The 25,325-nt window shown below is 69.5% G+C and carries 21 protein-coding genes and 2 tRNA genes; 10 read left to right on the top strand and 13 right to left on the bottom strand.

The window, feature by feature from the left end:
• Nucleotides 1–6 precede the first annotated feature (6 nt).
• Together DX116_RS05910 and DX116_RS05915 are read right to left on the bottom strand one after the other, a co-directional pair.
• Nucleotides 7–666: a response regulator gene (locus tag DX116_RS05910; RefSeq protein WP_119703227.1), complete on the bottom strand. Its 660-nt coding sequence runs from the start codon at nucleotides 664–666 to the stop codon at nucleotides 7–9.
• Nucleotides 667–2,256 (bottom strand): sensor histidine kinase, encoded by a 1,590-nt coding sequence (locus tag DX116_RS05915; RefSeq protein WP_147393599.1) that lies wholly within the window; start codon nucleotides 2,254–2,256, stop codon nucleotides 667–669. It lies immediately after the preceding gene.
• 462 nt (nucleotides 2,257–2,718) lie between these two features.
• Here DX116_RS05915 and DX116_RS05920 point away from each other — a divergent pair, with 462 nt between their 5' ends.
• From DX116_RS05920 to DX116_RS05935, 4 genes are all read left to right on the top strand, one after another.
• Entirely contained in the window at nucleotides 2,719–4,350 is a 1,632-nt protein-coding gene (locus DX116_RS05920) for an ABC transporter substrate-binding protein (RefSeq protein ID WP_119703229.1), read from the top strand.
• A gap of 111 nt (nucleotides 4,351–4,461) precedes the next feature.
• The gene (locus tag DX116_RS05925) at nucleotides 4,462–5,550 is read left to right on the top strand and encodes an ABC transporter permease (RefSeq protein WP_119703230.1); all 1,089 of its coding nucleotides are present in this window, start codon (nucleotides 4,462–4,464) and stop codon (nucleotides 5,548–5,550) included.
• On the top strand, nucleotides 5,550–8,207 hold the full coding sequence (locus tag DX116_RS20300; RefSeq protein ID WP_119703231.1) for an ABC transporter ATP-binding protein/permease: 2,658 nt from the start codon (nucleotides 5,550–5,552) through the stop codon (nucleotides 8,205–8,207). The genes DX116_RS05925 and DX116_RS20300 overlap by 1 nt, the downstream gene beginning before the upstream one ends.
• A gap of 108 nt (nucleotides 8,208–8,315) precedes the next feature.
• Nucleotides 8,316–9,179 (top strand): oxygenase MpaB family protein, encoded by an 864-nt coding sequence (locus DX116_RS05935; RefSeq protein WP_119703232.1) that lies wholly within the window; start codon nucleotides 8,316–8,318, stop codon nucleotides 9,177–9,179.
• Between the two features lies 1 nt (nucleotide 9,180).
• Here the strand turns inward: DX116_RS05935 and DX116_RS05940 are convergent, their stop codons facing one another.
• Complete coding sequence (locus tag DX116_RS05940) at nucleotides 9,181–9,666, bottom strand: MarR family winged helix-turn-helix transcriptional regulator (protein ID WP_119703233.1); 486 nt, start codon at nucleotides 9,664–9,666, stop codon at nucleotides 9,181–9,183.
• Between the two features lie 125 nt (nucleotides 9,667–9,791).
• Here DX116_RS05940 and DX116_RS05945 point away from each other — a divergent pair, with 125 nt between their 5' ends.
• From DX116_RS05945 to DX116_RS05960, 4 genes are all read left to right on the top strand, one after another.
• Entirely contained in the window at nucleotides 9,792–10,451 is a 660-nt protein-coding gene (locus DX116_RS05945) for an FMN-dependent NADH-azoreductase (RefSeq protein WP_119704149.1), read from the top strand.
• An 86-nt stretch (nucleotides 10,452–10,537) separates the two neighbouring features.
• The gene (locus DX116_RS05950) at nucleotides 10,538–10,801 is read left to right on the top strand and encodes a hypothetical protein (protein WP_119703234.1); all 264 of its coding nucleotides are present in this window, start codon (nucleotides 10,538–10,540) and stop codon (nucleotides 10,799–10,801) included.
• Nucleotides 10,798–11,214 carry a phage holin family protein gene (locus DX116_RS05955; protein WP_199715937.1) on the top strand — a complete coding sequence of 139 codons (417 nt, stop codon included), beginning with the start codon at nucleotides 10,798–10,800 and terminating at the stop codon, nucleotides 11,212–11,214. The genes DX116_RS05950 and DX116_RS05955 overlap by 4 nt, the downstream gene beginning before the upstream one ends.
• A complete protein-coding gene (locus DX116_RS05960) occupies nucleotides 11,211–11,411 on the top strand; it encodes a DUF3618 domain-containing protein (protein WP_119703235.1) in 201 nt (66 codons plus the stop codon). Before DX116_RS05955 ends, DX116_RS05960 begins: the two co-directional genes overlap by 4 nt.
• A gap of 12 nt (nucleotides 11,412–11,423) precedes the next feature.
• Here DX116_RS05960 and DX116_RS05965 read toward each other — a convergent pair whose 3' ends face one another.
• From DX116_RS05965 to DX116_RS05975, 3 genes are all read right to left on the bottom strand, one after another.
• Nucleotides 11,424–12,050, bottom strand: coding sequence for an MBL fold metallo-hydrolase (locus DX116_RS05965; RefSeq protein ID WP_119703236.1), 627 nt, complete (start codon nucleotides 12,048–12,050; stop codon nucleotides 11,424–11,426).
• A complete protein-coding gene (locus DX116_RS05970) occupies nucleotides 12,050–13,138 on the bottom strand; it encodes an S-(hydroxymethyl)mycothiol dehydrogenase (RefSeq protein ID WP_119703237.1) in 1,089 nt (362 codons plus the stop codon). The genes DX116_RS05965 and DX116_RS05970 overlap by 1 nt, the downstream gene beginning before the upstream one ends.
• A 96-nt stretch (nucleotides 13,139–13,234) precedes the next feature.
• Nucleotides 13,235–15,412: a glutamine synthetase III family protein gene (locus DX116_RS05975; protein WP_119703238.1), complete on the bottom strand. Its 2,178-nt coding sequence runs from the start codon at nucleotides 15,410–15,412 to the stop codon at nucleotides 13,235–13,237.
• Between the two features lie 121 nt (nucleotides 15,413–15,533).
• On the opposite strand from DX116_RS05975, the gene DX116_RS05980 reads away from it, so the two are divergent.
• Nucleotides 15,534–16,580 carry an LLM class flavin-dependent oxidoreductase gene (locus DX116_RS05980; RefSeq protein ID WP_119703239.1) on the top strand — a complete coding sequence of 349 codons (1,047 nt, stop codon included), beginning with the start codon at nucleotides 15,534–15,536 and terminating at the stop codon, nucleotides 16,578–16,580.
• 173 nt (nucleotides 16,581–16,753) lie between these two features.
• Here DX116_RS05980 and DX116_RS05985 read toward each other — a convergent pair.
• The 5 genes from DX116_RS05985 to gyrB all read right to left on the bottom strand — a co-directional run bounded on the left by DX116_RS05985 (nucleotide 16,754) and on the right by gyrB (nucleotide 22,559).
• Nucleotides 16,754–16,826 (bottom strand) — tRNA-Ala (locus DX116_RS05985).
• Nucleotides 16,827–16,997: 171 nt separating this feature from the next.
• A tRNA-Ile gene (locus tag DX116_RS05990) sits at nucleotides 16,998–17,072 on the bottom strand.
• A 61-nt stretch (nucleotides 17,073–17,133) separates the two neighbouring features.
• Nucleotides 17,134–17,976, bottom strand: coding sequence for a DUF3566 domain-containing protein (locus DX116_RS20305; RefSeq protein ID WP_233556577.1), 843 nt, complete (start codon nucleotides 17,974–17,976; stop codon nucleotides 17,134–17,136).
• Nucleotides 17,973–20,558, bottom strand: coding sequence for a DNA gyrase subunit A (gene gyrA / locus DX116_RS06000; RefSeq protein ID WP_119703240.1), 2,586 nt, complete (start codon nucleotides 20,556–20,558; stop codon nucleotides 17,973–17,975). The genes DX116_RS20305 and gyrA overlap by 4 nt, the downstream gene beginning before the upstream one ends.
• A gap of 15 nt (nucleotides 20,559–20,573) precedes the next feature.
• Nucleotides 20,574–22,559 carry a DNA topoisomerase (ATP-hydrolyzing) subunit B gene (gene gyrB, locus DX116_RS06005; protein ID WP_233556578.1) on the bottom strand — a complete coding sequence of 662 codons (1,986 nt, stop codon included), beginning with the start codon at nucleotides 22,557–22,559 and terminating at the stop codon, nucleotides 20,574–20,576.
• A gap of 228 nt (nucleotides 22,560–22,787) precedes the next feature.
• Between gyrB and DX116_RS06010 the strand changes: the two genes are divergently transcribed.
• On the top strand, nucleotides 22,788–23,582 hold the full coding sequence (locus DX116_RS06010) for a phosphatase PAP2 family protein (RefSeq protein WP_119703242.1): 795 nt from the start codon (nucleotides 22,788–22,790) through the stop codon (nucleotides 23,580–23,582).
• Between the two features lie 122 nt (nucleotides 23,583–23,704).
• Here DX116_RS06010 and DX116_RS06015 read toward each other — a convergent pair whose 3' ends face one another.
• Together DX116_RS06015 and recF are read right to left on the bottom strand one after the other, a co-directional pair.
• Complete coding sequence (locus DX116_RS06015; RefSeq protein WP_119703243.1) at nucleotides 23,705–24,199, bottom strand: DUF721 domain-containing protein; 495 nt, start codon at nucleotides 24,197–24,199, stop codon at nucleotides 23,705–23,707.
• Nucleotides 24,192–25,316 (bottom strand): DNA replication/repair protein RecF, encoded by a 1,125-nt coding sequence (gene recF / locus DX116_RS06020; protein ID WP_119703244.1) that lies wholly within the window; start codon nucleotides 25,314–25,316, stop codon nucleotides 24,192–24,194. The genes DX116_RS06015 and recF overlap by 8 nt, the downstream gene beginning before the upstream one ends.
• Nucleotides 25,317–25,325 lie beyond the last annotated feature (9 nt).

A 25,325-nucleotide genomic window follows, 5' to 3' on the forward strand; every position in this document is an offset into this window, starting at 1 on the left:
GTCCCGTCAGTCCTTGCGCGGGTTCATGGCGCCATGACGCGTGACGAGCACCGCAGCCTGCGTGCGTCGCTCGAGGCCCAGCTTGGACAGCAGCTGGGTCACGTAGTTCTTGACCGTCTTCTCGGCCAGGAACATCTCGCCGGCGATCTGCCGGTTGGTGAGTCCCTGCCCGATCAGGTCGAGGATGCGTCGCTCCTGCTTGGTCAGCGAGCGCAGCGGGTCCTCGGCCGGCTCGCCCTCGCGGATGCGGCGCAGCACGCGCTGCGTCACCGCCGGGTCGAGCAGCGACTGGCCCGCGGCCACGCGGCGGACGGCGTCGACGAGGTCGGTGCCCCGCACCTGCTTGAGGACGTAGCCCGCGGCACCGGCCATGATCGCGGCGAACAGCGCGTCGTCGTCGTCGTACGACGTCAGGATGATGACCGCGATCGAGGGGTCGAGCGAGCGCACATCGCGGCAGACCTCGATGCCCGATCCGTCGGGCAGCCGGGCGTCGAGCACGGCGACGTCGGGCTTGATCGTCGGGATGCGCGCGGCGGCGTCGTGGGCGAGCCCGGACTCGCCGACGACCTCGATGTCGTCCTCCTGGTCGAGCAGGTCCTTGAGCCCCCTGCGGACGACCTCGTGGTCGTCGAGCAGGAACAGCCGGATCGGTGCGTCACTCATTCAAGTTCTCCTCGGTACGGTCCACAGGACGGTGGTGCCGGCGCCTGCGTCACCGGTGACCACGGACGTGCCGCCCAGCAGCTCCGCGCGTTCACGCATGTTGCGAAGACCGTTGCCGGACGTCCCGGGGCCGAGACCGTCCCCATCGTCCCTGACCTCGAGACGGATGTCCTGCGCGACGCTCAGCTGTACAGAGACCGCGTGGGCCCCCGCATGACGGACGACGTTGGACAGGGTCTCACGGAGCACGGCCAGCAGCGGGGCGCGGACGTCGTCACCGATCGCGCTGTCCACGGGTCCGGACAGGGTCAGCCGGGGCTTGAAGCCCAGCACCTTGGCGGCGTCGTGCAGCACCAGCTCGACCTCGGACCGCAGGTCCGCGGCCTGCGTGGTCGAGCTGAGCGCGAAGATCGTGCGCCGGATGTCCTTGATGGTCTGGTCGATGTCGTCGATCGCCGACGACAGCCGCTCGACGGCCGCCGGAGCGGCGATGAGCTTGGTCGTGTTGTCGAGCATCAGCCCGATGCCGAACAGCCGCTGGATGACCAGGTCGTGCAGGTCGCGGCCGATGCGGTCGCGGTCCTCGAAGACCGCGAGCCGTGCCTGGTCGTCCTGCGCCTTGGCGACCTGCAGCACCAGTGCCGCCTGGTCGGCGAAGCCTTGGGGGACGACGGGGTCGAGCTCCCAACGGTCGGTCTGGTGACCGCGCATCCACCCGACGATCAGGACACCCGTCTCCTCGCCGCTGCGCAGCGGCAGCACCATGAGCGAGCCGAGGTCGGGCCACGACGGCGTCTTGCGCCGCTGGTAGCGCGGGTCGAGCTCGGTGTCGGGCACGACGACCGTCTGCCCGAGCCGCGCGGCCTCGCCGACCAGGCTGCTGCCGGGCGGGATGACCTCGCCGAGCACGCCCTCGGACGGGCCGCCGGCCACGGCCTCGACGATCAGACCACCGTCGGCGTGGGGCATGAGGAGCGCGACGAAGTCGGCGGCGGCGACCATGCGGGCCCGGTCGGCCACCAGCTGCAGGGCGGTGCCACGCGAGATGGGCGACAGCAGGGCCGTCGTGATCTCGGCGGCGGCCTCGAGCCACATGCGCTGCCGCTCGCCGTTCTCGTGCAGGCGGGCGTTCTCGATGACGACGCCGGCGGCCGAGGCCAGGGCTTGCGCCACCTCCTCGTCCTCACGCGTGAACCCGTGGCCCGAGCGCTTGCCGATGAGGTAGAGGTTGCCGAACTCGAAGTCGTTGATCTTGATCGGCACGCCGATGAACGCACTGCCCCGCGACGTGCCCTGGTTGCCGCGCTGGGCGCGTGGGTGGGGCTGCTCGAGCAGCTCGACCAGCAGCTGGCGACCGGGGTGCTGGTGGTCGACCACGCCGGGGACGTTGTAGGCCGCGAAGGTGCCGATGCGACGGTCGGACCGACGGTCGAGGACGTCGAGGAACCCGCTCTCGGCGTCGACCAGGTCACCTGCCTGACGCAGGATCCGGTCGAGCAGTCCCTCGAGCGACAGATCGGACGACATCGTCGCGACCGCCTCGAGAACTCCTCGCAGGCGCTCGGACGCCACTTTGGCACTGCCCGGCATGAACACACTCCCTGAGTACCAGCGTACGGACGCCGGGACGTGAGGTCTCGACTTTAGCGACCTTTATCGGAGGGGCTGAGGACATTGGTCCCTGCCGCTGCACGGGGTGGACGGGTGACGATGAGGTCACGAACTCCGTCAGACATCGGCTCTCCCGCCGATGGCGTCGGTGGATCTCCCTCCACCGGCAACGATCAGGCAGCTCCCCCGGCCCGCCTGATCAAACGACACGAGGTCACACTGGCGCTTATCCCCGCGTCCAGGTCACAGCCCCCGGCAGCGTCCTTCGCTACGGGGGCTTTCGACGTCCCTCGATGGCCGTCGATGGTTGCGACCGTCACCGAAATGAAATGTTCGAGGACCGTTCCGCCCCCACCGGCGCGTGTAGCGTGCGGACAGTCCGTCCCATCATGTGGACGATCTGTCGCCGCTGGTGCCAGCGGCCCGACTCGTAGGAGACCAATGACCACCTTCCGTCGGGGGACCGCGATCGCCGCGGTGTCCGCACTGACCGGAGTCGCCCTCGCTGCCTGCGGCGCAGGGAACAACAGCGGTGACAAAGACTCGGGTGCCGGACTCATCGTCGGCACCACCGACAAGGTCGTCTCGATCGACCCGGCCGGGTCGTACGACAACGGCTCGCTCAACGTCCAGACGCAGGTCTACCAGTACCTGCTGAACTTCCCGGCCGGCAGCACCGACCCGACGCCGGACGCCGCCCAGAAGTGCGACTTCGCCACGCCCACCACGTACGTGTGCACCATCAAGCCGGGCCTGAAGTTCGCCAACGGCAACGCGCTCACCGCCTCCGACGTCGCGTTCTCGTTCAACCGCATCGTCGCGATCAACGACCCCAGCGGCCCCGCCTCGCTGCTCGGCGCGATGAAGAGCGTCGAGGCCACCGACGACTCGACCGTGACGTTCACGCTCAACGCCGCGAACGACCAGACGTTCCCGCAGGTGCTGGTGACCTCGGCCGGCCCGATCGTCGACGAGGACACCTACCCCGCCGACAAGGTCATGTCCGACGAGGCGGCCGTCAAGGCCAAGGGCTTCTCCGGTCCGTACACGATCGCGAAGTACTCCAAGAACCAGCTCGCCGAGTTCAAGGCCAACCCCGACTACGACGGCACCTACGGCAAGGCCAAGACACCGGCCGTCACCATGAAGTACTACGCCAAGCCCGAGAACCTCAAGCTCGACATCAAGAACAAGGACATCGACGTCGCGTACCGGTCGCTCACCCCGACCGACATCGCCGACCTGTCGAAGACCGACGGCCTCAACGTCGTCACCGGTGCCGGCGGCGAGCTGCGCTACGTGACCTTCAACCTCAAGACGATGCCCGGCGACTCCCCCGAGCAGAAGCTCGCGATCCGCAAGGCGATGGCGTCCTCGATCGACCGGGCCGACATCGCCAAGCAGGTCTACAAGGACACCTTCACGCCGGCGTACTCGATGGTCCCGGAGGGCCAGGCCGGAGCGACCGAGCCCTTCAAGGACGCGTACGGCGAGACCCCCGACGCCGACAAGGCCAAGGGCTTCCTCGACGAGGCGGGCGTGTCGACCCCCGTCGACATCAAGCTGCAGTACAACCCCGATCACTACGGGTCGAGCTCGGGCGAGGAGTACAACGCGGTCAAGCGTCAGCTCGAGGCCACGGGCCTGTTCAAGGTCGACCTGCAGTCGACCGAGTGGGTGACGTACTCCGAGGAGTACAACGCCGACGCGTACCCGGTGTTCCAGCTCGGCTGGTTCCCCGACTTCCCCGACGCCGACAACTACCTGTCGCCCTTCCTGAGCCCGTACGACAAGAAGAAGAGCGGCAACTTCACCAACTCGCACTACAACGACCTCGACACCGAGTTCGCCGACCCGGAGATGTCCTCGCTGCTCGAGAGCGAGCGCACCGACGGAGACAAGGCGGCCCGCGAGGCCACGCTGGGCAAGATCCAGGACCGGGTGGCCGACCAGGTCCCGTACCTGCCGCTGCTGACCGGCAAGCAGGTCGCGATCGGCGTCGACGCCGTGAAGGGACTCGACGAGACGCTCGACGCGTCGTTCAAGTTCCGGTTCACCTCGCTGTCGAAGTAGCTCACCCCGCCCCTTGAGCCCCATCGCTCCTTGAGCTTGTCGAAAGGTCCTCTCGACAAGCTCAAGGAGCGGGACAGGCTCAAGGGGCCTCCCACGTCATAGGAGAGACACATGGCCACCGCCGAAGTCCTCGCCCCGCTCGACCCGCCCGGCGGGCAGCCCTCGGCACGCCGCCGCGGCCCGCTCAGCCCGCTCGTGCGCTACCTGCTGCTGCGCCTGGCGCTGCTCATCCCGATGATCTGGGTCCTCGTGACGATGGTCTTCGTGCTGATGCGCGTCATCGGCGACCCCATCCAGGCCGCCCTCGGCGGACGCCTGACCGCCGAGCAGATCGCCGAGCGCAAGGCCGATGCGGGCCTCGACCGCCCCATCCTCACGCAGTACTGGGAGTACATCTCCGGGCTGTTCCGCGGCGACTTCGGCACGACGCTGACCGACAACCGCAAGGTGTCCGACATCCTGGTCGTCAACGGCGCGGCGACCCTCGAGCTGGCCTTCTGGTCGCTGCTGGTCGCCTTCGCCGTCGGCATCCCGCTGGGCCGCCTGGCCGCCCGCTACCGCGACCGCGTGCCGGACGTCCTGCTGCGGCTGTTCTCGATCCTGGTCTACGCGGCCCCGGTCTTCTTCGTGGGACTGCTGCTGAAGCTCGCGTTCACGCCGTTCGGATGGCCCTCGTCCGGACGCGCCAGCATCGCGACCGAGCTGACGCTGCAGGACGTCCACCCGCGCACCAACATCATGATCGTCGACGCCATCTTGTGGGGCGATCCCGCGCTGATCGGCGACGTGCTCAAGCACGCGATGCTGCCGGCGATCGCGCTCGGCCTGCTGACCGGTGGCGTGTTCCTGCGCCTCGTGCGCGTCAACCTGCTGCAGACGCTGCGGATGGACTACGTCACGGCCGCCCGCGCCCGCGGCATCTCCGAGCGGCGCGTCATGAACAAGCACGCCTTCCGCAACGCGCTGGTGCCGGTCGTGACCGTCATGGGCATGCAGGTCGCGCTGCTGCTGGGTGGCGCGATCCTCACCGAGACCACCTTCGAGTGGAAGGGGCTCGGCTACCAGCTGTCGGAGTACCTGATCCGTCGCGACTTCCTCGCCGTGCAGGGCATCGTCACGGTGATCGCCCTGATCGTCGGAGCCATGAGCTTCCTGATCGACGTCATCGTCGCGTTCGTCGACCCCCGAGTGAGGTTCTGATGTCCATCCGCCTGCCCGGTGTCGTCACCCAGTCGCACGGCCTCCAGCGGTTCATGCTGCTGCTGGGCTTCGGTCTGGTCTTCCTGTTCGTGTTCGTCGCGATCTTCGCGCCGTGGCTCGCCCCGTACGACTTCAACGCCGACCGTGCGGGCGGTGTCGTGTTCGGCACCCAGCAGGGTCCGTCCGCCGACCACTGGTTCGGCACGACCGTCGGCGGCACCGACGTGCTGTCGCGCGTCATCTACGGAGCCCGCACCGCGGTCGAGGTGATCGTGCTCGCCGTCGTGCTGTCCGGCGTGGTCGGCGTCCCGCTGGGGCTGGTCTCGGGCTACCTCGGTGGCTGGCTCGACCGGGTGCTCGTGCTCGTGATGGACGCGCTGTACGCGTTCCCGTCGCTGCTGCTCGCGATCGTCGTCTCGATCGTGCTGTCGGGCGGCAACAGCAGCGCCTTCGGCGGCATCCTCGCCGCGGCGATCTCCATCACCGTGGTGTTCGTGCCCCAGTACTACCGGGTCATCCGCAACGCGACGCTGTCGGTCAAGGCCGAGCCCTACGTCGACGCGGCCAAGGTGGTCGGCGTGCGCACCCCGCGCATCCTGCGCAAGCACATCTTCTCGAACGTCTCGTCGTCGCTGCCGGTCATCGGGACGCTCAACGCGTCCGAGGCGATCCTGACCCTCGCGGGCCTGGGCTTCCTGGGCTTCGGCATCGAGCCGTCGGCGGCCGCGGAGTGGGGCTACGACCTCAACAAGGCCCTGCCCGACGCCTCGTCGGGCGTGTGGTGGACCGGCGTGTTCCCGGGTCTGGCCATCGTGCTGATCGTGCTGGGCGCGACGCTCGTGGGCGAGAGCCTCAACGACATCCTCAACCCGCTGCTGCGCACACGCGGCGCCGACACCAGCGAGGCCGACCAGGCCGAGATCGAGCGCGAGTTCGACACCCTTCGCTCCGCTCACGGTCGGCCGCAGGCGGCCTCCCTAGGGCCCGACACCGAGTCCAAGACCGAGTCGAGCGAGGAGAAGCGGGTGGCCGCGCTGTCGCTGACCGATCTCGCCGTCTCGTTCCGCACCGACGCCGGCCAGGTCCGCGCCGTCAAGGGCATCAGCTTCGACGTCGCCCCGGGCGAGGTCGTGGCGGTCGTGGGCGAGTCCGGTTCGGGCAAGTCCGTCAGCTCGCGGGCCGTGCTGGGCCTGCTGCCGTCCACCGCCGAGGTGTCGGGCTCGGCCCGGCTGGGCGACCGCGACCTGCTGGGCCTGTCGAACCGCAGCCTGCGCCCCTTGCGCGGCGACCGGGTCTCGATGGTGTTCCAGGAGCCGGCGACGGCGCTCAACCCCGTCTACACGGTCGGCTGGCAGATCATCGAGGGCCTGCAGGCCCACCGCAAGATCTCCAAGAAGGCCGCGCGAGCCCGAGCCGTCGAGCTGCTCGAGATGGTCGGCATGCCCGATCCGGAGGAGCGGGTGGGCTACTACCCGCACCAGCTCTCGGGCGGTCAGAAGCAGCGCGTCGTCATCGCGATGGCGATCGCCTGCGATCCCGACGTCATCATCGCCGACGAGCCCACCACGGCGCTCGACGTCACGGTGCAGGCCTCGATCCTCGAGCTCCTGCTCTCGCTGCGCGAGCGTCTCGGCACCGCGATCGTCCTGATCACCCACAACATGGGCGTCGTCGCCGACATGGCCGATCGCGTCGTCGTGATGTACCGCGGCTCGATCGTCGAGCAGGCGCCTGCGCGCGAGCTGTTCGCCACGCCGCGGCACCCGTACACCCGGGCGCTGCTCGACGCCGTCCCCCACCTCGGACGCTCCCACGGCCCCGGCCTCGTCGACCCGGGCAACGATGTCGTGCTGAGGGTCGACGACCTGGTCGTGGAGTTCCCCGGACGTCTCGGCCAGCCCGCGTTCCGGGCCGTCGACCACGTGTCGCTCGAGATCCGCAAGGGCGAGGTGCTCGGCCTGGTGGGCGAGTCCGGGTCGGGCAAGTCGACGGTCGGACGCACGGCGGTCGGGCTGCAGCAGCCGACGTCCGGCACGATCGACGTCTCGGGCCACCGCGTGTCGGGTCTCAGCGACCGTCAGCTGCGCACGATGCGCTCGCGCTTCGGCTTCGTGTTCCAGGACCCGGCGTCATCGCTCAACCCGCGCATGTCGATCGGCCAGTGCATCGCCGAGCCCCTGCACGTCCAGACCGACATGACGCAGTCGCAGATCGACACGAAGGTCGCCGAGCTGCTCGACAGCGTCGAGCTGGGCGGCGGCTACGCCGAGCGGTTCCCGCACGAGCTGTCCGGCGGCCAGCGCCAGCGGGTCAGCCTGGCCCGCGCGCTGTCGCTCGACCCCGATCTGCTGATCGCCGACGAGCCGACGTCGGCCCTCGACGTGTCGGTGCAGGCGCGCGTGCTCGAGCTGTTCGGCGAGCTGCAGCAGCGGTTGCAGTTCGCGTGCCTGTTCATCAGCCACGACCTGGCCGTCGTCGACACGCTGGCCAACCGCGTCGCGGTCATGCAGCACGGACGACTCGTCGAGATCGGCGATCGTGAGCAGGTGCTGGGCCACCCGCAGGAGGAGTACACCCAGCGGCTCATCGCAGCGGTGCCCGTGCCCGACCCGCTCGAGCAGGCCCGCCGGCGGGCTGCGAGAGCCACGATCGCCTAGCCCGCCCCGGCCCGACGATCGGGCGGATGCAGCCCGCCACGTCTCGCGAGGTGCGAGACGTGGCGGGCTCGAAGCGCCAAATGTCGGACGGCGGGTGACACTTGAAAGATGAACGTGTTCGAATTCGCCCAGCAGCGGGCCGGCGCGGCCATCTTCGCCCGGGTGGCCGGTGACGAGGGTCCGGCCCGCCGCGACCGCATCCACCTCGCCGAAGGCCCGCGGCGGTTCGGCCCCGACTCGGCGATCCAGCGCGTGCACGCCGATGCGTCGATGTTCGTCGGAGGCATGCGGGCGCTGCTTCTGCAGTCGCTGCACCCGCTCGCGATGGCCGCCGTCGACCAGCACTCGGGCTACCGCGGCGATCCGTGGGGACGACTGCAGCGCACCAGCACCTTCCTGGCCGAGACGACGTTCGGCACGATCGAGGACGCCGACCGGGCGGTGCGGATCGTGCGAGCCGTCCACGGCCGCATCAGCGGCACGGCTCCCGACGGACGCCCCTACGAGGCGTCCGACCCGCACCTGCTGCGGTGGGTGCACGTCGCCGAGATCGACAGCTTCCTGCGCGCCCACGACCGCTACGGTGCGCACCGCCTTGATGCCGGTGGGCGCGATGCCTACGTGTCGGAGACGGCGCACGTGGCCAGGGCGCTCGGCGCGGTCGACGTCCCTGAGACGGTCGCCGAGCTGGACGAGCTGATGGCCGCCTATCGTCCTGAGCTGCACGGTACTCCCGCGGCCCGCCGAGCCGCCCGGTTCATCCTGGTGCATCCGCCGGTACCGCTGGCCGTGCGGGCTCCGTACGGACTGCTGGCGGCAGCGGCCGTCGGGATGATGCCGCGGTGGACGCGGCGACCGCTCCGGCTGCCGTACCTGCCCCTGACCGAGGCGACGGCCGTCCGCACGAGCGGGGTGGTCGTGACCCGCGCGATCCGTTGGGCGATGGCGGCAGGAGCCCCGGCCTCGGCCTAGCTCAGCACTCGGCGGCGACGTCGCACATCGAGTGATCGGTCGGCGGCGCGTCGACCGCCGCCGCGGCCAGCAGACGGCGGAACGTCTGAGCGTCCGTGGCGGCGAGACCGCCCAGGACGTGGTCCTCGACGGCGCGGATGCGACGACCCGCCTCGGCGAGCGCGGTCTCACCGGCGGTGGTGCGCAGCACCTGGCGTGCCCGCCGATCAGCCGGGTCGGGGCGCCGCTCGACCAGTCCTGCCTTCTCGAGGTCGTCGACGAGGTACGTCATGACGGTGCGGTCGATGCCCAGCTGCTGGGCCAACGTGGCCTGGTTGCTGCAGGTTGATGCCGTGGCGTTGACCAGCACCTGGTACCCGCGCGGGCCGCCGGGCAGCTCGTCCGTCGCCTCGCGTGCGCCGTCGAGGTACCGGCGAAGCAGGGACGCGAGCGCCTGACCGAGATCAGCCTCCGGCGCCAGCGAGCGCTCGGACGTCGTGTCGGTCATGAGCCCAGTCTATCCCCGCACCAACAGATCGTCGTCGGTTGACAAGATGATCGTCATCCAAGATCATATTTCTGCAAGACTATCTAGGTGGCCGTCGGCCGCCCCATGACATCAAGGAGCACATGATGACCACGATCTTCCGGCTGGACTCCAGCATCCGCACCGAGGGCTCGGTCAGCCGGGCCGTCGCCGACACGCTCGAGCAGGCAATCGTCGAGGCCGAGGGCGCCGACACGACCGTCGTCCGTCGCGACCTGGCTTCCGATCCGATCGCCAGCGACGTGTGGGCCACCGCAGCCTTCGCCGGCTTCGTGCCGGAGGCCGACTGGACCGACGATCAGCGCGCGGCCCGCGCCGTGGCGGCCGAGCTGGCCGACGAGGTCGTCGCGGCCGACGTCATCATCGTGGGAGCGCCGCTGTACAACTTCGGCGTGCCGGCCCACCTCAAGACCTGGATCGACACCCTCACCACCGATCCCCGCTTCGCTCCCGGCACCCAGACGGTCGCCGGCAAGCCGGCGTTCCTCGTGGTGGCCCGGGGCGGCGGCTACGGCGAGGGCACGCCGAGGGCCGGGTGGGACCACGCGACCGACTACCTGCGTCGCATCCTGGTCGACGTCTTCGGTCTCGACCTCGACGTCATCGAGACCGAGCTGACGCTGGCGGAGGTCACGCCCCAGATGGCCGACCTCGTCGATCTCGCGCGCGCCCAGCTCGCCGAGGCGCACGACACCGCTCGGGCCGGCGGACGATCGGTGACCCTCAAGCTGCGCGCAGCCGCCTGATCGCCCCCGGTCGTCCGGGTGCCGCGAGTAGCAGCGGCTCAAGGGGGTACGTCGCGACTCCAGACATCCGATGAGGAGTGGTTGACGTGAAGAAGCTGACCTTGCTCGTCGTCGCGGGGGCCGGCTACGTGCTGGGCTCCCGCGCCGGCCGCGAGCGCTACGAGCAGATCAAGAGCCAGGCGACCAAGACCTGGAACAGCCCGACGGTCCAGGACGCGGCCGACGCCGTGCAGGCCCAGGCCAAGCAGGCTGCCGGCGACGTCAAGGACAAGGTCGTCGACAAGGTGTCGTCGAACGACACCAGCCACGAGCAGCCCTCGACGATCGCGCCGGGGCAGGGCACGTCGTGAGCGACGACCGCACCCCCGTCGGTGAGGCGTCCACCGGCCAGCTGATGACGCAGGCGATGGAGGACATCTCGACGCTCATCCGCGACGAGCTGGCCATGGCCAAGCAGGACCTCGCCACCACGGGCAAGAAGGTCGGCGTCGGCGCCGGGCTGTTCGGCCTGGCCGGCACCCTCGCCCTCTACGGCCTGGGCGCGCTGATCGCCACGATCATCCTGGCGATCGCCGAGGGTCTCGAGCCGTGGATCGCGGCCGGCATCGTCACGCTCGCGCTCTTCGTCGCGGCGGGCGTGGCCGCTCTGGTCGGCAAGGGCAGCATCAGCGGCGCCGGCGATCCGCCGGCCGCTCGCGTCGAGAGCGTCAAGGCCGACATCGACACCGCCAAGCACGGCACCGATCAGGGAGAGTCACGATGACGTCCGACCTCGAGCAGGAGATCAAGGACACCCGCGAGCACCTGGGCGAGACCGTCGACGCCCTCGCGGCCAAGCTCGACGTGAAGGCACGCGCGCAGGAGAAGGTCGCTGCGACCGACAAGCGACCGCTCCTCGCGGTCGTCGTGCTCGCCGCCGGAGCGGCAGCGGCCGCGCTGGTGTGGCCGCGCGGCCGCTGACGGTCACCCAGCTCACGAGCCGCGAGTGATCCACTCGTCGAGGTGGGGCTTCTCGGCGCCGATGGTGGTGTCGTCGCCGTGGCCCGTGTGCACGACGGTCTCGTCCGGGAGCGTCAGCAGACGCTCCCGGATCGAGTCGATGATGGTGTCGAAGTCCGAGTAGGACCGGCCCGTCGCGCCGGGCCCGCCGTTGAAGAGCGTGTCGCCGCTGAACACCACGCCGAGGTCGGGTGCGTACAGGCAGGTGCTGCCCGGGGAGTGGCCCGGGGTCGAGATCGCGCGCAGCGTGGTGCCGGCGACCTCGAAGGTCGCTCCCGAGTGCAGCTCCTGGTCGGGAGCGGTGTCGTGCTCGGCGTCCCACAGCATCCGGTCCTCGGGCGGGAACCACACCTGGGCGCCGGTGGCCTTGCCGAGCTCGACCGCGGCGTTGACGTGATCGTTGTGCCCGTGCGTCAGCACGATCGCCACGACGGTGCGGCCGTCGATCGCATCCAGGATCGCCGGGGCGTCGTGCGGCGCGTCGATGACCAGCACCTCGGCGTCGTCGCCGACCAGCCACACGTTGTTGTCGACGTCCCAGGATCCGCCGTCGAGCTCGAACTGGCCCGACGTCACGACCTTCTGCACGCGAGCCGCCATCAGAGGGTCACCACCGATCGCAGGACGTCGCCGGCGTGCATCTTGTCGAAGGCGGCCTCGACGTCGTCGATGCCGATCGTCTCGGTCACGAACGCATCCAGGTCGAGGCGGCCCTGCTGGTACAGGTCGACCAGCATCGGGAAGTCACGGGACGGCAGGCAGTCGCCGTACCAGCTGCTCTTGAGCGATCCGCCGCGACCGAACACGTCGATCAGCGGCAGCTCGAGCTGCATGTCGGGCGTCGGCACGCCGACCAGCACCACGGTGCCGGCCAGGTCGCGGCCGTAGAACGCCTGCTTCCACGTCTCGGGACGTCCGACCGCGTCGATCACGACGTCGGCGCCGTTGCCGTCGGTCAGCGCCTGGATGGCCTCGACGACGTCACCGTCGGTCGACGGGTTGATGGTGTGCGTGGCGCCCATGCCCTTGGCCCACTCGAGCTTGCGGTCGTCCAGATCGATCGCGATGATCTTGGCCGCGTTGGCCAGTCGCGCCCCGGCGATCGCGGCCGAGCCGACGCCACCGCAGCCGATGACGGCCACGGAGTCGCCGCGCTGCACGTTGCCGGTGTTGATGGCCGCGCCCAGGCCGGCCATCACGCCGCAGCCCAGCAGGCCCACCGCGGCCGGCGAGGCCGTCGGGTCGACCTTGGTGCACTGGCCCGCCGCGACCAGCGTCTTGTCGGCGAAGGCGCCGATGCCCAGCGCGGGCGACAGCTCGGTGCCGTCCTCGAGTGTCATCTTCTGCTTGGCGTTGTGGGTGTTGAAGCAGTACCACGGACGTCCGCGCAGGCACGCCCGGCAGCTGCCGCACACCGCGCGCCAGTTGAGCACCACGAAGTCGCCCGGGGCGACGTCGGTGACGCCCTCGCCGACCGACTCCACGACACCCGCGGCCTCGTGGCCGAGCAGGAACGGGAACTCGTCGTTGATGCCGCCCTCGCGGTAGTGCAGATCGGTGTGGCACACCCCGCACGCACTGATGTCGACGACAGCCTCACCCGGGCCCGGGTCGGGGATGACGATGTTGGTCGTGACGACGGGCTCACCCTTGGACAGGGCGACGACTCCTCGGACGGTCTGCGGCATGGGGTCTCCTTGGTGTGTCAGCGGTCACCACGACGGTAGTCGGGGCGAGCGCCCGTCGCGCGCCCGCCCGCCCCGAGGAGATCTCGGTCACCGTCGTCACAGGATGTAGAGCATCTCCTGGTACGTCGGGAGCGGCCACAGGTCGTCGGCGACGATCGACTCCAGCGCGTCGGCGGCAGCCCTCACCGTCGCCATGGCCGGCAGCAGCGCCGACTGCGCGTGGGCGGCCTCGGCCAGCGCGTCGTCGGCCGGGTGCGTCACCTCGATCGCGGTGCGCAGCGCGCCGATGCCCGACCGCAGGTCACCGATGACCGACGTGACCTCCTCGAGCAGGTCCAGGTCGGCGGCGACACCGGCCGCCGTCAGCGCGGTGACGTTGGTCGCGAGCTCGGTCTGGTAGCGGACGCCGGCCGGTAGCACCGAGGTCTGCCCGATCTCGAGCGTCGACAGCGCCTCCACCATGATGCTCTGCGTGTAGTGCTCCAGGCCGATCTCGTAGCGGGAGTGCGCCTCGCTCTCGGTGAAGATGCCGTAGCGCTCGAACAGCTGCACCGAGGCGTCCGTGATCAGCTCGGGCAGGGCGTCGAGGGTCGTGCGCAGGTTGGGCAGACCACGCTCGGCCGCCTCGACCTGCCACTCGTCGGAGTAGCCGTTGCCGTTGAACACGACCGAGCCGTGGTCGGTGATCAGCTCGGTGAGCAGGGCCTGCACGGCTTCGTTGAACTCGGTGCCGATCTCGAGCGCGGTCTCGAGCTTGGTGGCGATGTGGTCGAGGGCCTCGGCCATGATCGCGTTGATCGTCGTCATGGGACCGGCCACCGACTGCAGCGATCCCGGGGCACGGAACTCGAAGCGGTTGCCGGTGAACGCGAACGGGCTCGTGCGGTTGCGGTCACCCGGATCGGTCGGCAGCACCGGCAGGGTGTCGACGCCGATCTGCAGCGTGCCGCGTCCCTTCGACGAGGTGGCAGGTCCCTTCGCGAGCTGCTCGAACACGCCCGCCAGCTGGTCGCCCAGGAAGATCGAGATGATTGCCGGCGGTGCCTCGTTGGCCCCCAGACGGTGGTCGTTGCTGGCCGAGGCCACCGAGGCGCGCAGCAGGCCTCCGTACAGGTGGACGGCCCGGATGACGGCCGCGCAGAACACCAGGAACTGCGCGTTGTCGTGCGGCGTGTCACCGGGCAGCAGCAGATTGCCCTCGGTGGCGTTGCCGAGCGAGAAGTTGACGTGCTTGCCCGAGCCGTTCACGCCCTCGAAGGGCTTCTCGTGGAACAGGCACTCCATGCCGTGCTTGCGGGCGACGGTCTTGAACGTCGTCATGAGCAGCTGCTGGTGGTCGGCGCCGACGTTGGCGGCCTCGAACATGGGGGCGATCTCGAACTGGCCGGGAGCCACCTCGTTGTGGCGGGTCTTGGCGGGGATGCCGAGCTTGAACAGCTCGCGCTCGGTGTCGGCCATGAAGCCGAGCACACGCTCGGGGATGGCCCCGAAGTAGTGGTCGTCGAACTCCTGGCCCTTGGGCGGCTTGGCACCGAACAGGGTGCGACCGGAGCTGAGCAGGTCGGGGCGGGCCACGAAGAAGTGACGGTCGATCAGGAAGTACTCCTGCTCGGGCCCGCAGTACGACACGACCGCCGAGGGTGTGTGCCCGAACAGCGTCAGCACCCGCTCGGCGTGCACCGCCATGGCCTGCTGCGCGCGCAGCAGCGGTGTCTTGTGGTCGAGCGCCTCACCGGTCATCGAGATGAACACCGTCGGGATGCACAGGGTGTTGCCGTTCGGGTTCTCCAGGATGTACGCGGGGCTCGTGACGTCCCACCCGGTGTAGCCGCGGGCCTCGAAGGTGTTGCGGAGGCCTCCGTTGGGGAAGCTGGACGCGTCGGGCTCGCCCTGCACCAAGGTCTTGCCGGCGAACTCGGCCAGCGCGGTGCCGTCACCCACGGGGTCGAAGAAGCCGTCGTGCTTCTCGGCGGTGAATCCCGTCAGGGGGTAGAACACGTGCGCGTAGTGAGTCGCACCCTTCTCGATCGCCCAGTCCTTCATGGCGGACGCGACGGAGTCGGCTACCTGGGGGTCGAGCGTCTCGGAGTTCTCGATCGTCGCGACGACCGACCGGTAGACCGACTTCGGCAGACGCTTCTGCATGACGGTCTTGCTGAACACGTTCATGCCGAAGATGTCGCCCGGCGTCTCGCCGGGGCTGAAGCTGGGCGCCGGCGGCACGTACGCCTCGACGTCGGTGATGGCCTGCAGGCGTACGGGATTGGCACTCATGTGATCGTTCCTTCTCGGGGGCGAAGGTCAGCCGTCCGGCAGCTGCCACGGCCAGGATCGTCCACGCGCGTTACGGAACGGTGTCGCCTGCGATTCGGGCGCAAAACCATAGGCTGGCGTCGTGAGCACCTACGACCGCCCGCTGCGCAAGCTGGGCTTCCTGACCATCGGGCTCTTCGACGAGCACGACCCGGGCCCAGGCCACGAGAGCACGCTCCAGATCATCGAGCTCGGCGAGCGTCTCGGCTTCGACAGCGCCTGGTTGCGGCACCGGCACCTCCAGCACGGCATCTCGTCGCCCGTCGCGGTGCTGGCAGCGGCCTCCCAGCGGACGCGGCACATCGAGCTCGGCACCGCGGTCACGCCGCTGGGCCTCGAGAACCCGTTCCGCCTGGCCGAGGACCTCGCCACCGTCGACGTCCTGTCGGGCGGGCGACTCAACCCGGGCGTCAGCGTCGGCGTACCCACGCACTACGACGACATCAAGGCCCACCTGTACCCCGACACGGCCGAGCTCGAGGACTTCTCGTACGCGAGGGTCGAGCGGCTGCTGCACGGATTGCGTGGCGAGCCGGTCAGCACCTTCGAGGGCACGCAGGGCATCGAGACGTTCTCGTCACGCATCCAGCCCCACTCACCGGGGCTGGCCGGCCGCGTCTGGTACGGCGGTGCTGGGTTCGCCTCGATCGAGTGGGCGGCCCGGCAGGGCCTCAACCTGCTCACCAGCAGCGTCATCCGGGCCGAGGATCCGTTGGAGGGCGACGGCGACCGCTTCGCCGGCATCCAACGGGCGCAGATCGACCGGTTCCGCGAGCTGCACCCCCTCGGTGACGACGCCCGTGTCTCGCAGGGACTCGTCGTCATCCCGACCGACTCGGCATCCCGCGCCCAGGTCGACCGCTACGAGGCCTACGCCGCGTCCCGCCTGCCTCGGACACTGGAGCCTCAGGGGCCGGGCCGCATGATGTTCGCCGCCGACCTGGTCGGCACGTCCCAGCAGATCGCCGATCGTCTCCACGCCCACGCCGGCTTCCAGGCGGTGGACGAGGTGGCCTTCGCGCTGCCGTTCACCTTCGACCACGACGACTACGTGCAGATCCTCACCGACATGGCCGGGGTCCTCGGCCCGTTGCTCGGTTGGCGGCCGGCTCATCGAACGACCGAATGACAGCGCTGTTATTCATCCACAGGCGTGTGCACAGGTGTGGGTAAACCGCCTCTGACCTGCGGAACCACATGGTTGTAACTATCCACAGGTCAACCCACAGCTGGGGACGGCGCCGCACCGCCAGACGACGAAACCCCCAACCCGTGGAGGGTTGGGGGTTTCGTGGTGTTCGGTGGAGCCACGGGGACTCGAACCCCGAACCCCCTGCTTGCAAAGCAGGTGCGCTACCAATTGCGCCATGGCCCCAGTGGTGGTGTTGCTGGTGTCGTGCTGCTGGAGTCGCCCGTCAGAGACGGTCGGTGGCCGCCGCCCAGCTGTCGACCGGCGTGCCGCCTGACTTCTTGTTGAGGGCCCAGATGGCACCTGCGGCCGCGAGACCGAGGGCGATGAACTTCTTCATCCGACCTCCTCGTTGAGTGGGCGTACGAGGACTTGAACCTCGGACCTCTTCCTTATCAGGGAAGCGCTCTAACCAAGCTGAGCTATACGCCCGCAACAGCCCTGAACTCTACCGCACCCCGGTCGGGCGTCCCAACTCGGGGAGCGGCAGGAGTCACTTGTCCTCGGCCAGGGTGACCTCGACGCCGCCCATCAGCTGGGCGGCGAGGTTGTACAGGTGCGCCGCGATGGTGGCCAGGGCCGTCATCAGCACGACGTTGACCGCCGACAGCACGAGCGTCAGACCGATCACGCGGCCGACGCCGAAGTAGTCGGTGACGTTGAACGCGGAGGTGTCGTCGCTGAGCACCGTCGTGAAGCTGTCGTTGATCTGGTCCCAGACGCCGACGAAGTCGAGGACGAACCAGAAGATCGCCACGGCCACGACGGCCACGATCATCATCGCAACCGAGATCGCGAAGGCCAACCGGGTCACCGACCACGGCTCGACGTGCGTGAGGCGCAGGCTCGCACGGCGACCGGGGCCGGGCTGCACCGTGGCCCCCGGGGCGGACGGCCGGGGATCGGCCGGCCGGTCCTTGACCGCGGGGATCACCGAGGTCGAGGCCGGCGACCCCTTGGTGGTGGCCTCGTAGTCGGCCGCCGTCAGCGGACGCCCGGTCGGACCTCCGACGGGCTGGAACTGCCGCTTCGGGTCGGGCTTGGGAGTCGCCGGCGGGGCGGCCTTGCGCGGCCTGCCCTTGTCGGTCTGGTCGGTCCTTGCCGCCGGAGTCGCGGACGAGGCGGGAGCCGCTGCCTTCTTGGCCGGTGCCGACTTCGTCGGAGCCGGCTTGCTCGGTGCCGGCTTGCTCAGCGCGGACTTGCTCGGCGCGGACTTGGCCGACGCCGACGTGCCCGCGGCCGCAGGCTTCGGGATGCGCGGGATGGCCTGGGTCGGCGCTGCGTCGCCAGCACCGGAGCCGGGAACGGCTTTCGAACCCTTCGATTCTTCGGTCACTGGTCACTGCCCTCATCGGTCGGAGTCTCGTCGGTCGACGTGTCGTCGGCCGGTGTCTCGGTCACTGCTTCGTCCTGGAGGACCTCGGTGTTGCGCGCGATCGTCACCACTCGATCGTCCCCCTTGAACTTCACGAAGCTGACTCCCATCGTGCCACGCCCGGTGGGGTTGACGCCGGAGACGAGGCTGCGGGTCACCTGACCGCTCGCCGTCACCGAGATGACGTCGTCGGTGTCGACCAGCACCAGGCCGCCCACCAGCTCACCGCGGTTCTCGGTGATCTGCATCGCCTTGATGCCCAGTCCACCACGGCCCTGCAAGCGGTACTGGTCGATCGGCGTCTTCTTGGCGTAGCCGCCGTCGGTGACCGTGAAGACGAACAGCTCGTCGGCCTCGGGCACCTCGACCTGCTCGAGCGCATCGGCCGAGCGGCGGATGACCGACAGCGACAGCATCGAGTCGTCGTCGCGGAACTTCATGCCCGTGACGCCGGAGGTGGCGCGTCCCATGGGACGCAGCTGCTCGTCGTCCGCGCGGAAGCGGATCGCCTGCGCCTTGCGTGAGATCAGCAGCAGGTCGTCATCGGGCGTCACCAGCTCGGCACCGATCAGCTCGTCGTCGTCGTCGCGGAAGTTGATCGCGATGACGCCGGCCTGGCGCGGGCTGTTGTAGTCCTCGAGGCGCGTCTTCTTGACCAGGCCCTTGCGGGTGGCCAGCACGAGGTACGGCGCCTGCTCGTAGTCGCGGATCGCCAGCACCTGCGCGATCTCCTCGTCGGGCTGGAACGACAGCAGCCCGGCCACGTGACCGCCCTTGGCGTCGCGCCCGGCCTCGGGCAGCTGGTACGCCTTGGCGCGGTAGACGCGGCCGGCGGTGGTGAAGAACAGGATCCAGTGGTGGCTGGTGGTCGAGAACATGTGGTCGACCATGTCGTCGCCGCGCAGTGCCGCACCGCGAACGCCCTTGCCGCCGCGGTTCTGCACGCGGTAGAGCTCGGTCTTGGTGCGCTTGGCGTACCCGCCCTTGGTGATCGTGACGACGACCTCCTCGTCGGGGATGAGGTCCTCCATCGACAGGTCACCGTCGGCGGGCACGATCGGCGAGCGGCGGTCGTCGCCGTACTTCTCGACGATCTCGGCCAGCTCGTCGGAGACGATCTGACGCTGGCGCTCGGGCTTGGCCAGGATGTCGCGGTAGTCGGCGATCTCGAGCTCGAGCTTGGCCAGCTCGTCCATGATCTTCTGGCGCTCGAGGGCCGCGAGGCGGCGCAGCTGCATCTCGAGGATCGCGTTGGCCTGCAGCTCGTCGATGTCGAGCAGGGAGATGAGGCCCTGGCGCGCCTCGTCGACCGTGGGGCTGCGACGGATCAGCGCGATGACGTCGTCGAGCGCGTCGAGCGCCTTGGCGAGTCCGCGGTAGATGTGGGCCTTGGCCTCGGCCTCGTCGAGCAGGTACTGGGTGCGTCGCTGGATGACCTCGATCTGGTGGGTGATCCAGTTGCTGATGAAGCCGTCGAGCGTCAGGGTGCGCGGGATGTCGTCGACGATCGCGAGCATGTTGGCGCTGAAGTTCGACTGCAGCTCGGTGTGCTTGTAGAGGTTGTTGAGCACGACCCGGGCGACCGCGTCGCGCTTGAGCTTGACGACCAGACGACGTCCGACGCGCGACGACGACTCGTCGTTGACGTCGGCGATGCCCTGCACGCGACCGGAGATGGCCAGGTCGGCGATCTTCTCGGCCAGGTTGTCGGGGTTGACCTGGTAGGGCAGCTCCTTGACCACCAGGCTGAGGCCGCCCTTGGCGTCCTCCTCGATCTCGACGATGCCTCGCATCGTGATCGAGCCACGACCGGTGCGGTACATGTTGTCGATGCCCTGCGTGCCGACGATCAGGCCGTTGGTCGGGAAGTCAGGACCCTTGATGCGCTCCATCAGCGCCTCGAGCAGCTCTTCCTGCGACGCATCGGGGTTGGCCAGCGCCCACTGCGCCCCCTCGGCGACCTCGGTGAGGTTGTGCGGCGGGATGTTGGTGGCCATGCCGACCGCGATGCCGGCCGAGCCGTTGACCAGCAGGTTGGGGAACCGGGCCGGCAGGACGGTGGGCTCCTGCGACCGTCCGTCGTAGTTGGGGCGGAAGTCGACGGTGTTCTTGTCGATGTCGCGCACCATCTCCATCGCGATCGGCGCGAGCCGGCACTCGGTGTAGCGCATCGCGGCCGCGCCGTCGTTGCCCGGCGAGCCGAAGTTGCCCTGACCGGCGATCATCGGCGCGCGCATGACCCACGGCTGGGCCAGGCGGACGAGGGTGTCGTAGATCGCGGTGTCGCCGTGCGGGTGGTACTGACCCATCACGTCGCCGACGATGCGGCTGCACTTGGAGAAGCCGCGGTCGGGACGGTAGCCGCCGTCGTACATCGCGTAGAGCACGCGACGGTGGACGGGCTTGAGCCCGTCGCGGACGTCGGGCAGCGCGCGCGACACGATGACGCTCATGGCGTAGTCGATGTACGAGCGCTGCATCTCAACCTGCAGCTCGACGTGCTCGATCCGGTCGTGCTCGGGGGGAGGCGTGGTGTCAGTCATGAGAGGCCTGTCAGATCAGATATCGAGGAAGCGGACGTCTTTGGCGTTCTGCTGGATGAAGGACCGCCGCTGCTCGACGTCCTCGCCCATGAGGATCGTGAACATCTCGTCGGCCATGGCCCCGTCCTCGAGCGTGACCTGACGCAGGATGCGCTGGGCCGGGTCCATCGTGGTGTCCCACAGCTCGGAGTCGTTCATCTCGCCGAGACCCTTGTAGCGCTGGACCGGTGCCTCCTTGGGCAGTCGCCGTCCGGCCGCGGCGCCGGCGGTGAGCAGCCCGTCGCGCTCGCTGTCGGAGTAGGCCAGCTCGGCCGGCGCGTTGGTCCACTTGATCTTGTAGAGCGGGGGCTGCGCGAGGTAGACGTGGCCGGCGTCGATCAGCGGCTTCATGAACCGGAACAGCAGCGTCAGCAGCAGCGTCGAGATGTGCTGGCCGTCGACGTCGGCGTCGGCCATCAGCACGATCTTGTGATAGCGCAGCTTGGCCATGTCGAAGTCTTCGTGCACACCGGTGCCCAGCGCGGAGATGATCGCCTGCACCTCGGTGTTCTGCAGGATCTTGTCGATGCGGGCCTTCTCGACGTTGAGGATCTTGCCGCGCAGGGGGAGGATCGCCTGGGCGTACGGATCGCGGCCGCCCTTGGCGGAGCCGCCGGCCGAGTTGCCCTCGACGATGAAGATCTCGCACTCCTCGGGATTGCGCGACTGGCAGTCGGCGAGCTTGCCGGGCAGCCCGCCGCCGCCCATGAGGCCCTTGCGGTTGCGAGCCAGGTCGCGCGCCTTGCGAGCCGCCATGCGTGCCGTGGCCGCGTCGATCGACTTGCGCACGATGGTCTTGCCCTCGGCGGGGTTCTGCTCGAACCAGGCGCCGAGCTCTTCGTTGAGGACCGACTGGACGAAGGAGCGGGCCTCGCTGTTGCCGAGCTTGGTCTTGGTCTGGCCCTCGAACTGGGGCTCCTCGAGCTTGATCGAGATGATCGCGGTGAGACCCTCGCGGATGTCCTCGCCCGAGAGGTTGTCGCTGGCCTTCTTGATCAGGCCCTGCGCCGTGGCGAACTTGTTGACCGTGGCGGTCAGCGCGCCGCGGAAGCCCTCCTCGTGCGTGCCACCCTCGTGGGTGTTGATCGTGTTGGCGAAGGAGTGGACCGACTCGATGAAGCTGTCGTTCCACTGCATCGCGATCTCGAGCGACAGGCCCTTGGACTCGTCCTCGGACTCGATCGAGATGACGTCGCGGTGGATCGGCGACTTGCTGCCGACGTTGATGTGGTCGACGTAGTCGACCAGGCCCTTGTCGAAGCGGAAGCGGGCGTCGCGCGGACGATCGTCGCCCTTGGGACCCTCGGCGCCCTCGACGTCGGGACGGTCGTCACGCAGCACGAGCTCGAGGCCCTTGTTGAGGAAGGCCATCTCGCGGAAGCGCTTCTCGAGCGTCTCGTAGCTGTACTCGACGGTCTCGAAGATGTCGGCGCTGGCGTAGAAGGTCGTGGTGGTGCCGGTCTCGTCGGTGGCCTCGTGGCGCTCGAGCGGGGCATCGGGCTCGCCGTAGGTGAACGACTGCGTCCAGCGGTAGCCGTCGCGCTTGACCTCGACGTAGAGCTTGGTCGACAGCGCGTTGACGACCGAGACGCCGACGCCGTGGAGCCCGCCGGAGACCTTGTAGCCGCCGCCGCCGAACTTTCCGCCGGCGTGCAGCGAGGTCAGCACCAGCGTGACGGCAGGCATCTTCTCGGTGGGGTGCTCGTCGACGGGGATGCCGCGACCGTCGTCCTCGACCCGGATGCCGCCGTCGGCCTGCATGACGACCTTGATGTGGCTGGCGTACCCGGCCAGGGCCTCGTCGACCGAGTTGTCGACGACCTCGTAGACGAGGTGGTGGAGTCCGCGCTCACCGGTCGAGCCGATGTACATGCCGGGGCGCTTGCGCACCGCCTCCAGCCCTTCGAGAACCTGGATGTTGCTGGCGTCGTACGAGGCAGCAGGATCTGGAGTTTGGGTCACCTCACCAGTATAGAGGGCCATTCTGTGCGTCTGAGCTCATACCCACAGGTGTCGGGCCTCCAATCCGTCCGCCAGGCACCTCGCGAGAGCCACGTAACGGCACCTGTGACGACCGGGCAGGCCCGCCACCAAGTCCCAGTAAGGTCCCCGGTCCGGCCGGACCGTCGCCGGGCGAATGTGTTCCACGTGGAACAGCGCGGATGGGGTGTCGTCAGGCATCGTGGAGGGATGAGCACCACGATCGTCCGCCGCGACACGACCGCCTCGGCCGTCAGCGCTGCGCTCCTCGGCCTGCTGACGCTGGTGGTGCTGGTGCGGCTCGCCCTGGGATCCCCGCGCGGTCAGCAGTGGGACGACTCCGCGATGCACACCGTCATGGGCGGGCGCGACACGCAGCTCGCGATGCTGAGCCTGCTCGGCTACGTCGGCATCGGAGCCGTCGTCGCGGTCGTCGCCGGCTGCGCGGTGGTCTCGGTCATGCGCGGGCGCATCGCCCTCGCGGCCGGGGCGGCCGCCGTCATCGCCGGCGCGAACGTCACCACGCAGGTGCTGAAGCACACCGTGCTCCAGCGCCCCGATCTCGGCCTTGGCACCCTCAACAGCCTGCCGAGCGGCCACACCACGGTGGTCGCCAGCTCGGTCGGTGCTGCGCTGCTGGTGGCGCCCCGCGCGTGGCGCCCCGTCGTCGCGCTCGCCGGCGGCCTCGCCACGACCATGACGGGCGCGTCGACGGTGGTCGCCGGCTGGCACCGACCGTCGGACGTCGTCGCGGCCCTGGCCGTCAGCCTGGTCTGGACGGCGGGCGTCGCCCTGGTGCTGCGCGGGCGAGCGGCACCGATCGCCGGCACGACGGCCGGCGCCGTGGTCGGGTGCGTCACCGCCACCGTGCTGCTGATCGTCATCGGCGTGCGTCCCGTGCTCGGGTGGGACGGATTCGTCGACGCCGGCCTCGTGCTCGGCCTGATCACCGCAGCCACAGCCGTCTTCGTCGTAGCCGCAGCCTCCGTCTGCAGCACCGACTGACCCGCACAGCGCAACCAAGGCCCGCCACCACGGGCCGACCGAGCGAAGCGAGGGAGGCAGGCTGCCGTGCGAAGCACGGGCGCGGTGAGGGACGAACCGCGCGTACGGCGACGAAGGAGCCGTCAGCCGTAGGTGTCGCGCGGTCCCCGCGCCCCGCGGATCGAGCGCGGACCGTTCTTCCACGACGGCGCCTGCGGCCCGCGGACGTCGATGCGCGTCACGGTGCCGTCGCCCAACGCCTCGTTGAGCTTGGCCACGATGCGCGGTGCCAGCAGCTTGAGCTGGGTGGCCCACGCGGTCGAGGTGGCGCGCACGTGCACGATCGTGTCCTCGAAGCCGTCGACCTGGGCGTGCTGCGCGACCTCGGACCCGACGATCCGCTCCCAGTCGGTGAAGATGCGCTGGTCGTCGAGCTTCTCGGCCCACCCCTGTTGCTGCACGACGCGGCCGAGCAGGTCGGCGATCGTGGACGGGTCCTCGTTCTTGCCGCGCGAGGGCTGCACCGGTCGGGACCGGCGTCGGGGCGTCGAGCCCTGGCCCGTCCCGATGGGGCCGCCCTTGCCGCGGTAGGACTGCGCGATGCGCCGCGCGAGCTCGAGGGGGTCGTCGTCAGTCACGGACGACCTCCCCGCCCGCGACCCGGAAGCGGTGACCCTTCAGGCCCTCGGGCACGTCGTCGGCGACGGCCGCGGTGACGAGCACCTGCTCGGCGTCGGCGACGAGGTCGGCCAGCTGCTCGCGGCGTCCTTGGTCGAGCTCGGCGAACACGTCGTCCAGGATCAGGACGGGATCGTCGGCGTCGTCGCGCAGCAGCTCGAACGACGCGAGCTTGAGGGCCAGCGCGAACGACCACGACTCGCCGTGGCTGGCGTAGCCCTTGGCCGGCAGCTCACCGATCGTCAGCACGACGTCGTCCCGGTGGGGGCCGACCAGGCTGATGCCGCGGTCCATCTCGTCGCCCCGGCGGCGCTCGATCTCGTCGAGGATCATGCGCTCGATCGTCGCCTGGTCGCGCAGCTGAGCGTCGAGGACCACGGACGACCGGTAGGTCGCGGTGACCACACGTCGGTCGGGAGCCGATGCGGCGGCCACCCGCTGGTAGGAGTCGACCAGGAAGGGAGCCAGCGCGTCGAGCAGGGCGAGGCGCGACGCGACCAGCTCGGCGCCCGTGCGAGCGAGGTTCTCGTCCCAGATGTCGAGCGTGGCGATCTCGACGTTGCGGCGACCACGGGCCGACTTGAGCAGGGTGTTGCGCTGCTTGAGCACGCGGTCGTAGTCGGCCTTGACGCCGGCGAGCCGCGGCGTGCGCAGCACCAGCAGGGAGTCGAGGAACTTGCGACGGTCGGACGGGTCGCCCTTGACGAGTGCGAGGTCCTCGGGCGAGAAGATCACGGTGCGCAGCACGCCGATCAGGTCTCGGGTGCGCGGCAGGGCTCCCCGGTTGATGCGTGCCCGGTTGGCACGGCCCGGGGTGATCTCGAGCTCGAGCAGCGCGGTGCGGTCGCCCCTGACGACGTCGGCCCGGACGATCGCCTGCTCGGCCCCGGCCCGCACGAGCGGCGCATCGTTGGAGACGCGGTGCGAGTCGAGCCGCGACAGGTAGTCGACCGCCTCGACCAGGTTGGTCTTGCCCTGACCGTTGGAGCCGATGAACGCCGTGGCGCCGGGCTCGAGGTCGATCTCGACGTCGGTGTAGGAGCGGAAGTCGTGCAGGGTCAGCTTGCTGACGTGCATGCGGTGCCC

This window comes from Aeromicrobium endophyticum, from assembly GCF_003586285.1.
In the GTDB taxonomy this organism is placed as follows: Bacteria; Actinomycetota; Actinomycetes; order Propionibacteriales; family Nocardioidaceae; genus Aeromicrobium; species Aeromicrobium endophyticum.

Coding starts and splice junctions, on each gene's coding strand:
- DX116_RS05910 (WP_119703227.1), bottom strand. CDS start 666: ATGAGTGACGCACCGATCCGGCTGTTCCTGCTCGACGACCACGAGGTC.
- DX116_RS05915 (WP_147393599.1), bottom strand. CDS start 2,256: ATGCCGGGCAGTGCCAAAGTGGCGTCCGAGCGCCTGCGAGGAGTTCTC.
- DX116_RS05920 (WP_119703229.1), top strand. CDS start 2,719: ATGACCACCTTCCGTCGGGGGACCGCGATCGCCGCGGTGTCCGCACTG.
- DX116_RS05925 (WP_119703230.1), top strand. CDS start 4,462: ATGGCCACCGCCGAAGTCCTCGCCCCGCTCGACCCGCCCGGCGGGCAG.
- DX116_RS20300 (WP_119703231.1), top strand. CDS start 5,550: ATGTCCATCCGCCTGCCCGGTGTCGTCACCCAGTCGCACGGCCTCCAG.
- DX116_RS05935 (WP_119703232.1), top strand. CDS start 8,316: ATGAACGTGTTCGAATTCGCCCAGCAGCGGGCCGGCGCGGCCATCTTC.
- DX116_RS05940 (WP_119703233.1), bottom strand. CDS start 9,666: ATGACCGACACGACGTCCGAGCGCTCGCTGGCGCCGGAGGCTGATCTC.
- DX116_RS05945 (WP_119704149.1), top strand. CDS start 9,792: ATGACCACGATCTTCCGGCTGGACTCCAGCATCCGCACCGAGGGCTCG.
- DX116_RS05960 (WP_119703235.1), top strand. CDS start 11,211: ATGACGTCCGACCTCGAGCAGGAGATCAAGGACACCCGCGAGCACCTG.
- DX116_RS05965 (WP_119703236.1), bottom strand. CDS start 12,050: ATGGCGGCTCGCGTGCAGAAGGTCGTGACGTCGGGCCAGTTCGAGCTC.
- DX116_RS05970 (WP_119703237.1), bottom strand. CDS start 13,138: ATGCCGCAGACCGTCCGAGGAGTCGTCGCCCTGTCCAAGGGTGAGCCC.
- DX116_RS05975 (WP_119703238.1), bottom strand. CDS start 15,412: ATGAGTGCCAATCCCGTACGCCTGCAGGCCATCACCGACGTCGAGGCG.
- gyrA (WP_119703240.1), bottom strand. CDS start 20,558: ATGACTGACACCACGCCTCCCCCCGAGCACGACCGGATCGAGCACGTC.
- DX116_RS06010 (WP_119703242.1), top strand. CDS start 22,788: ATGAGCACCACGATCGTCCGCCGCGACACGACCGCCTCGGCCGTCAGC.
- recF (WP_119703244.1), bottom strand. CDS start 25,316: ATGCACGTCAGCAAGCTGACCCTGCACGACTTCCGCTCCTACACCGAC.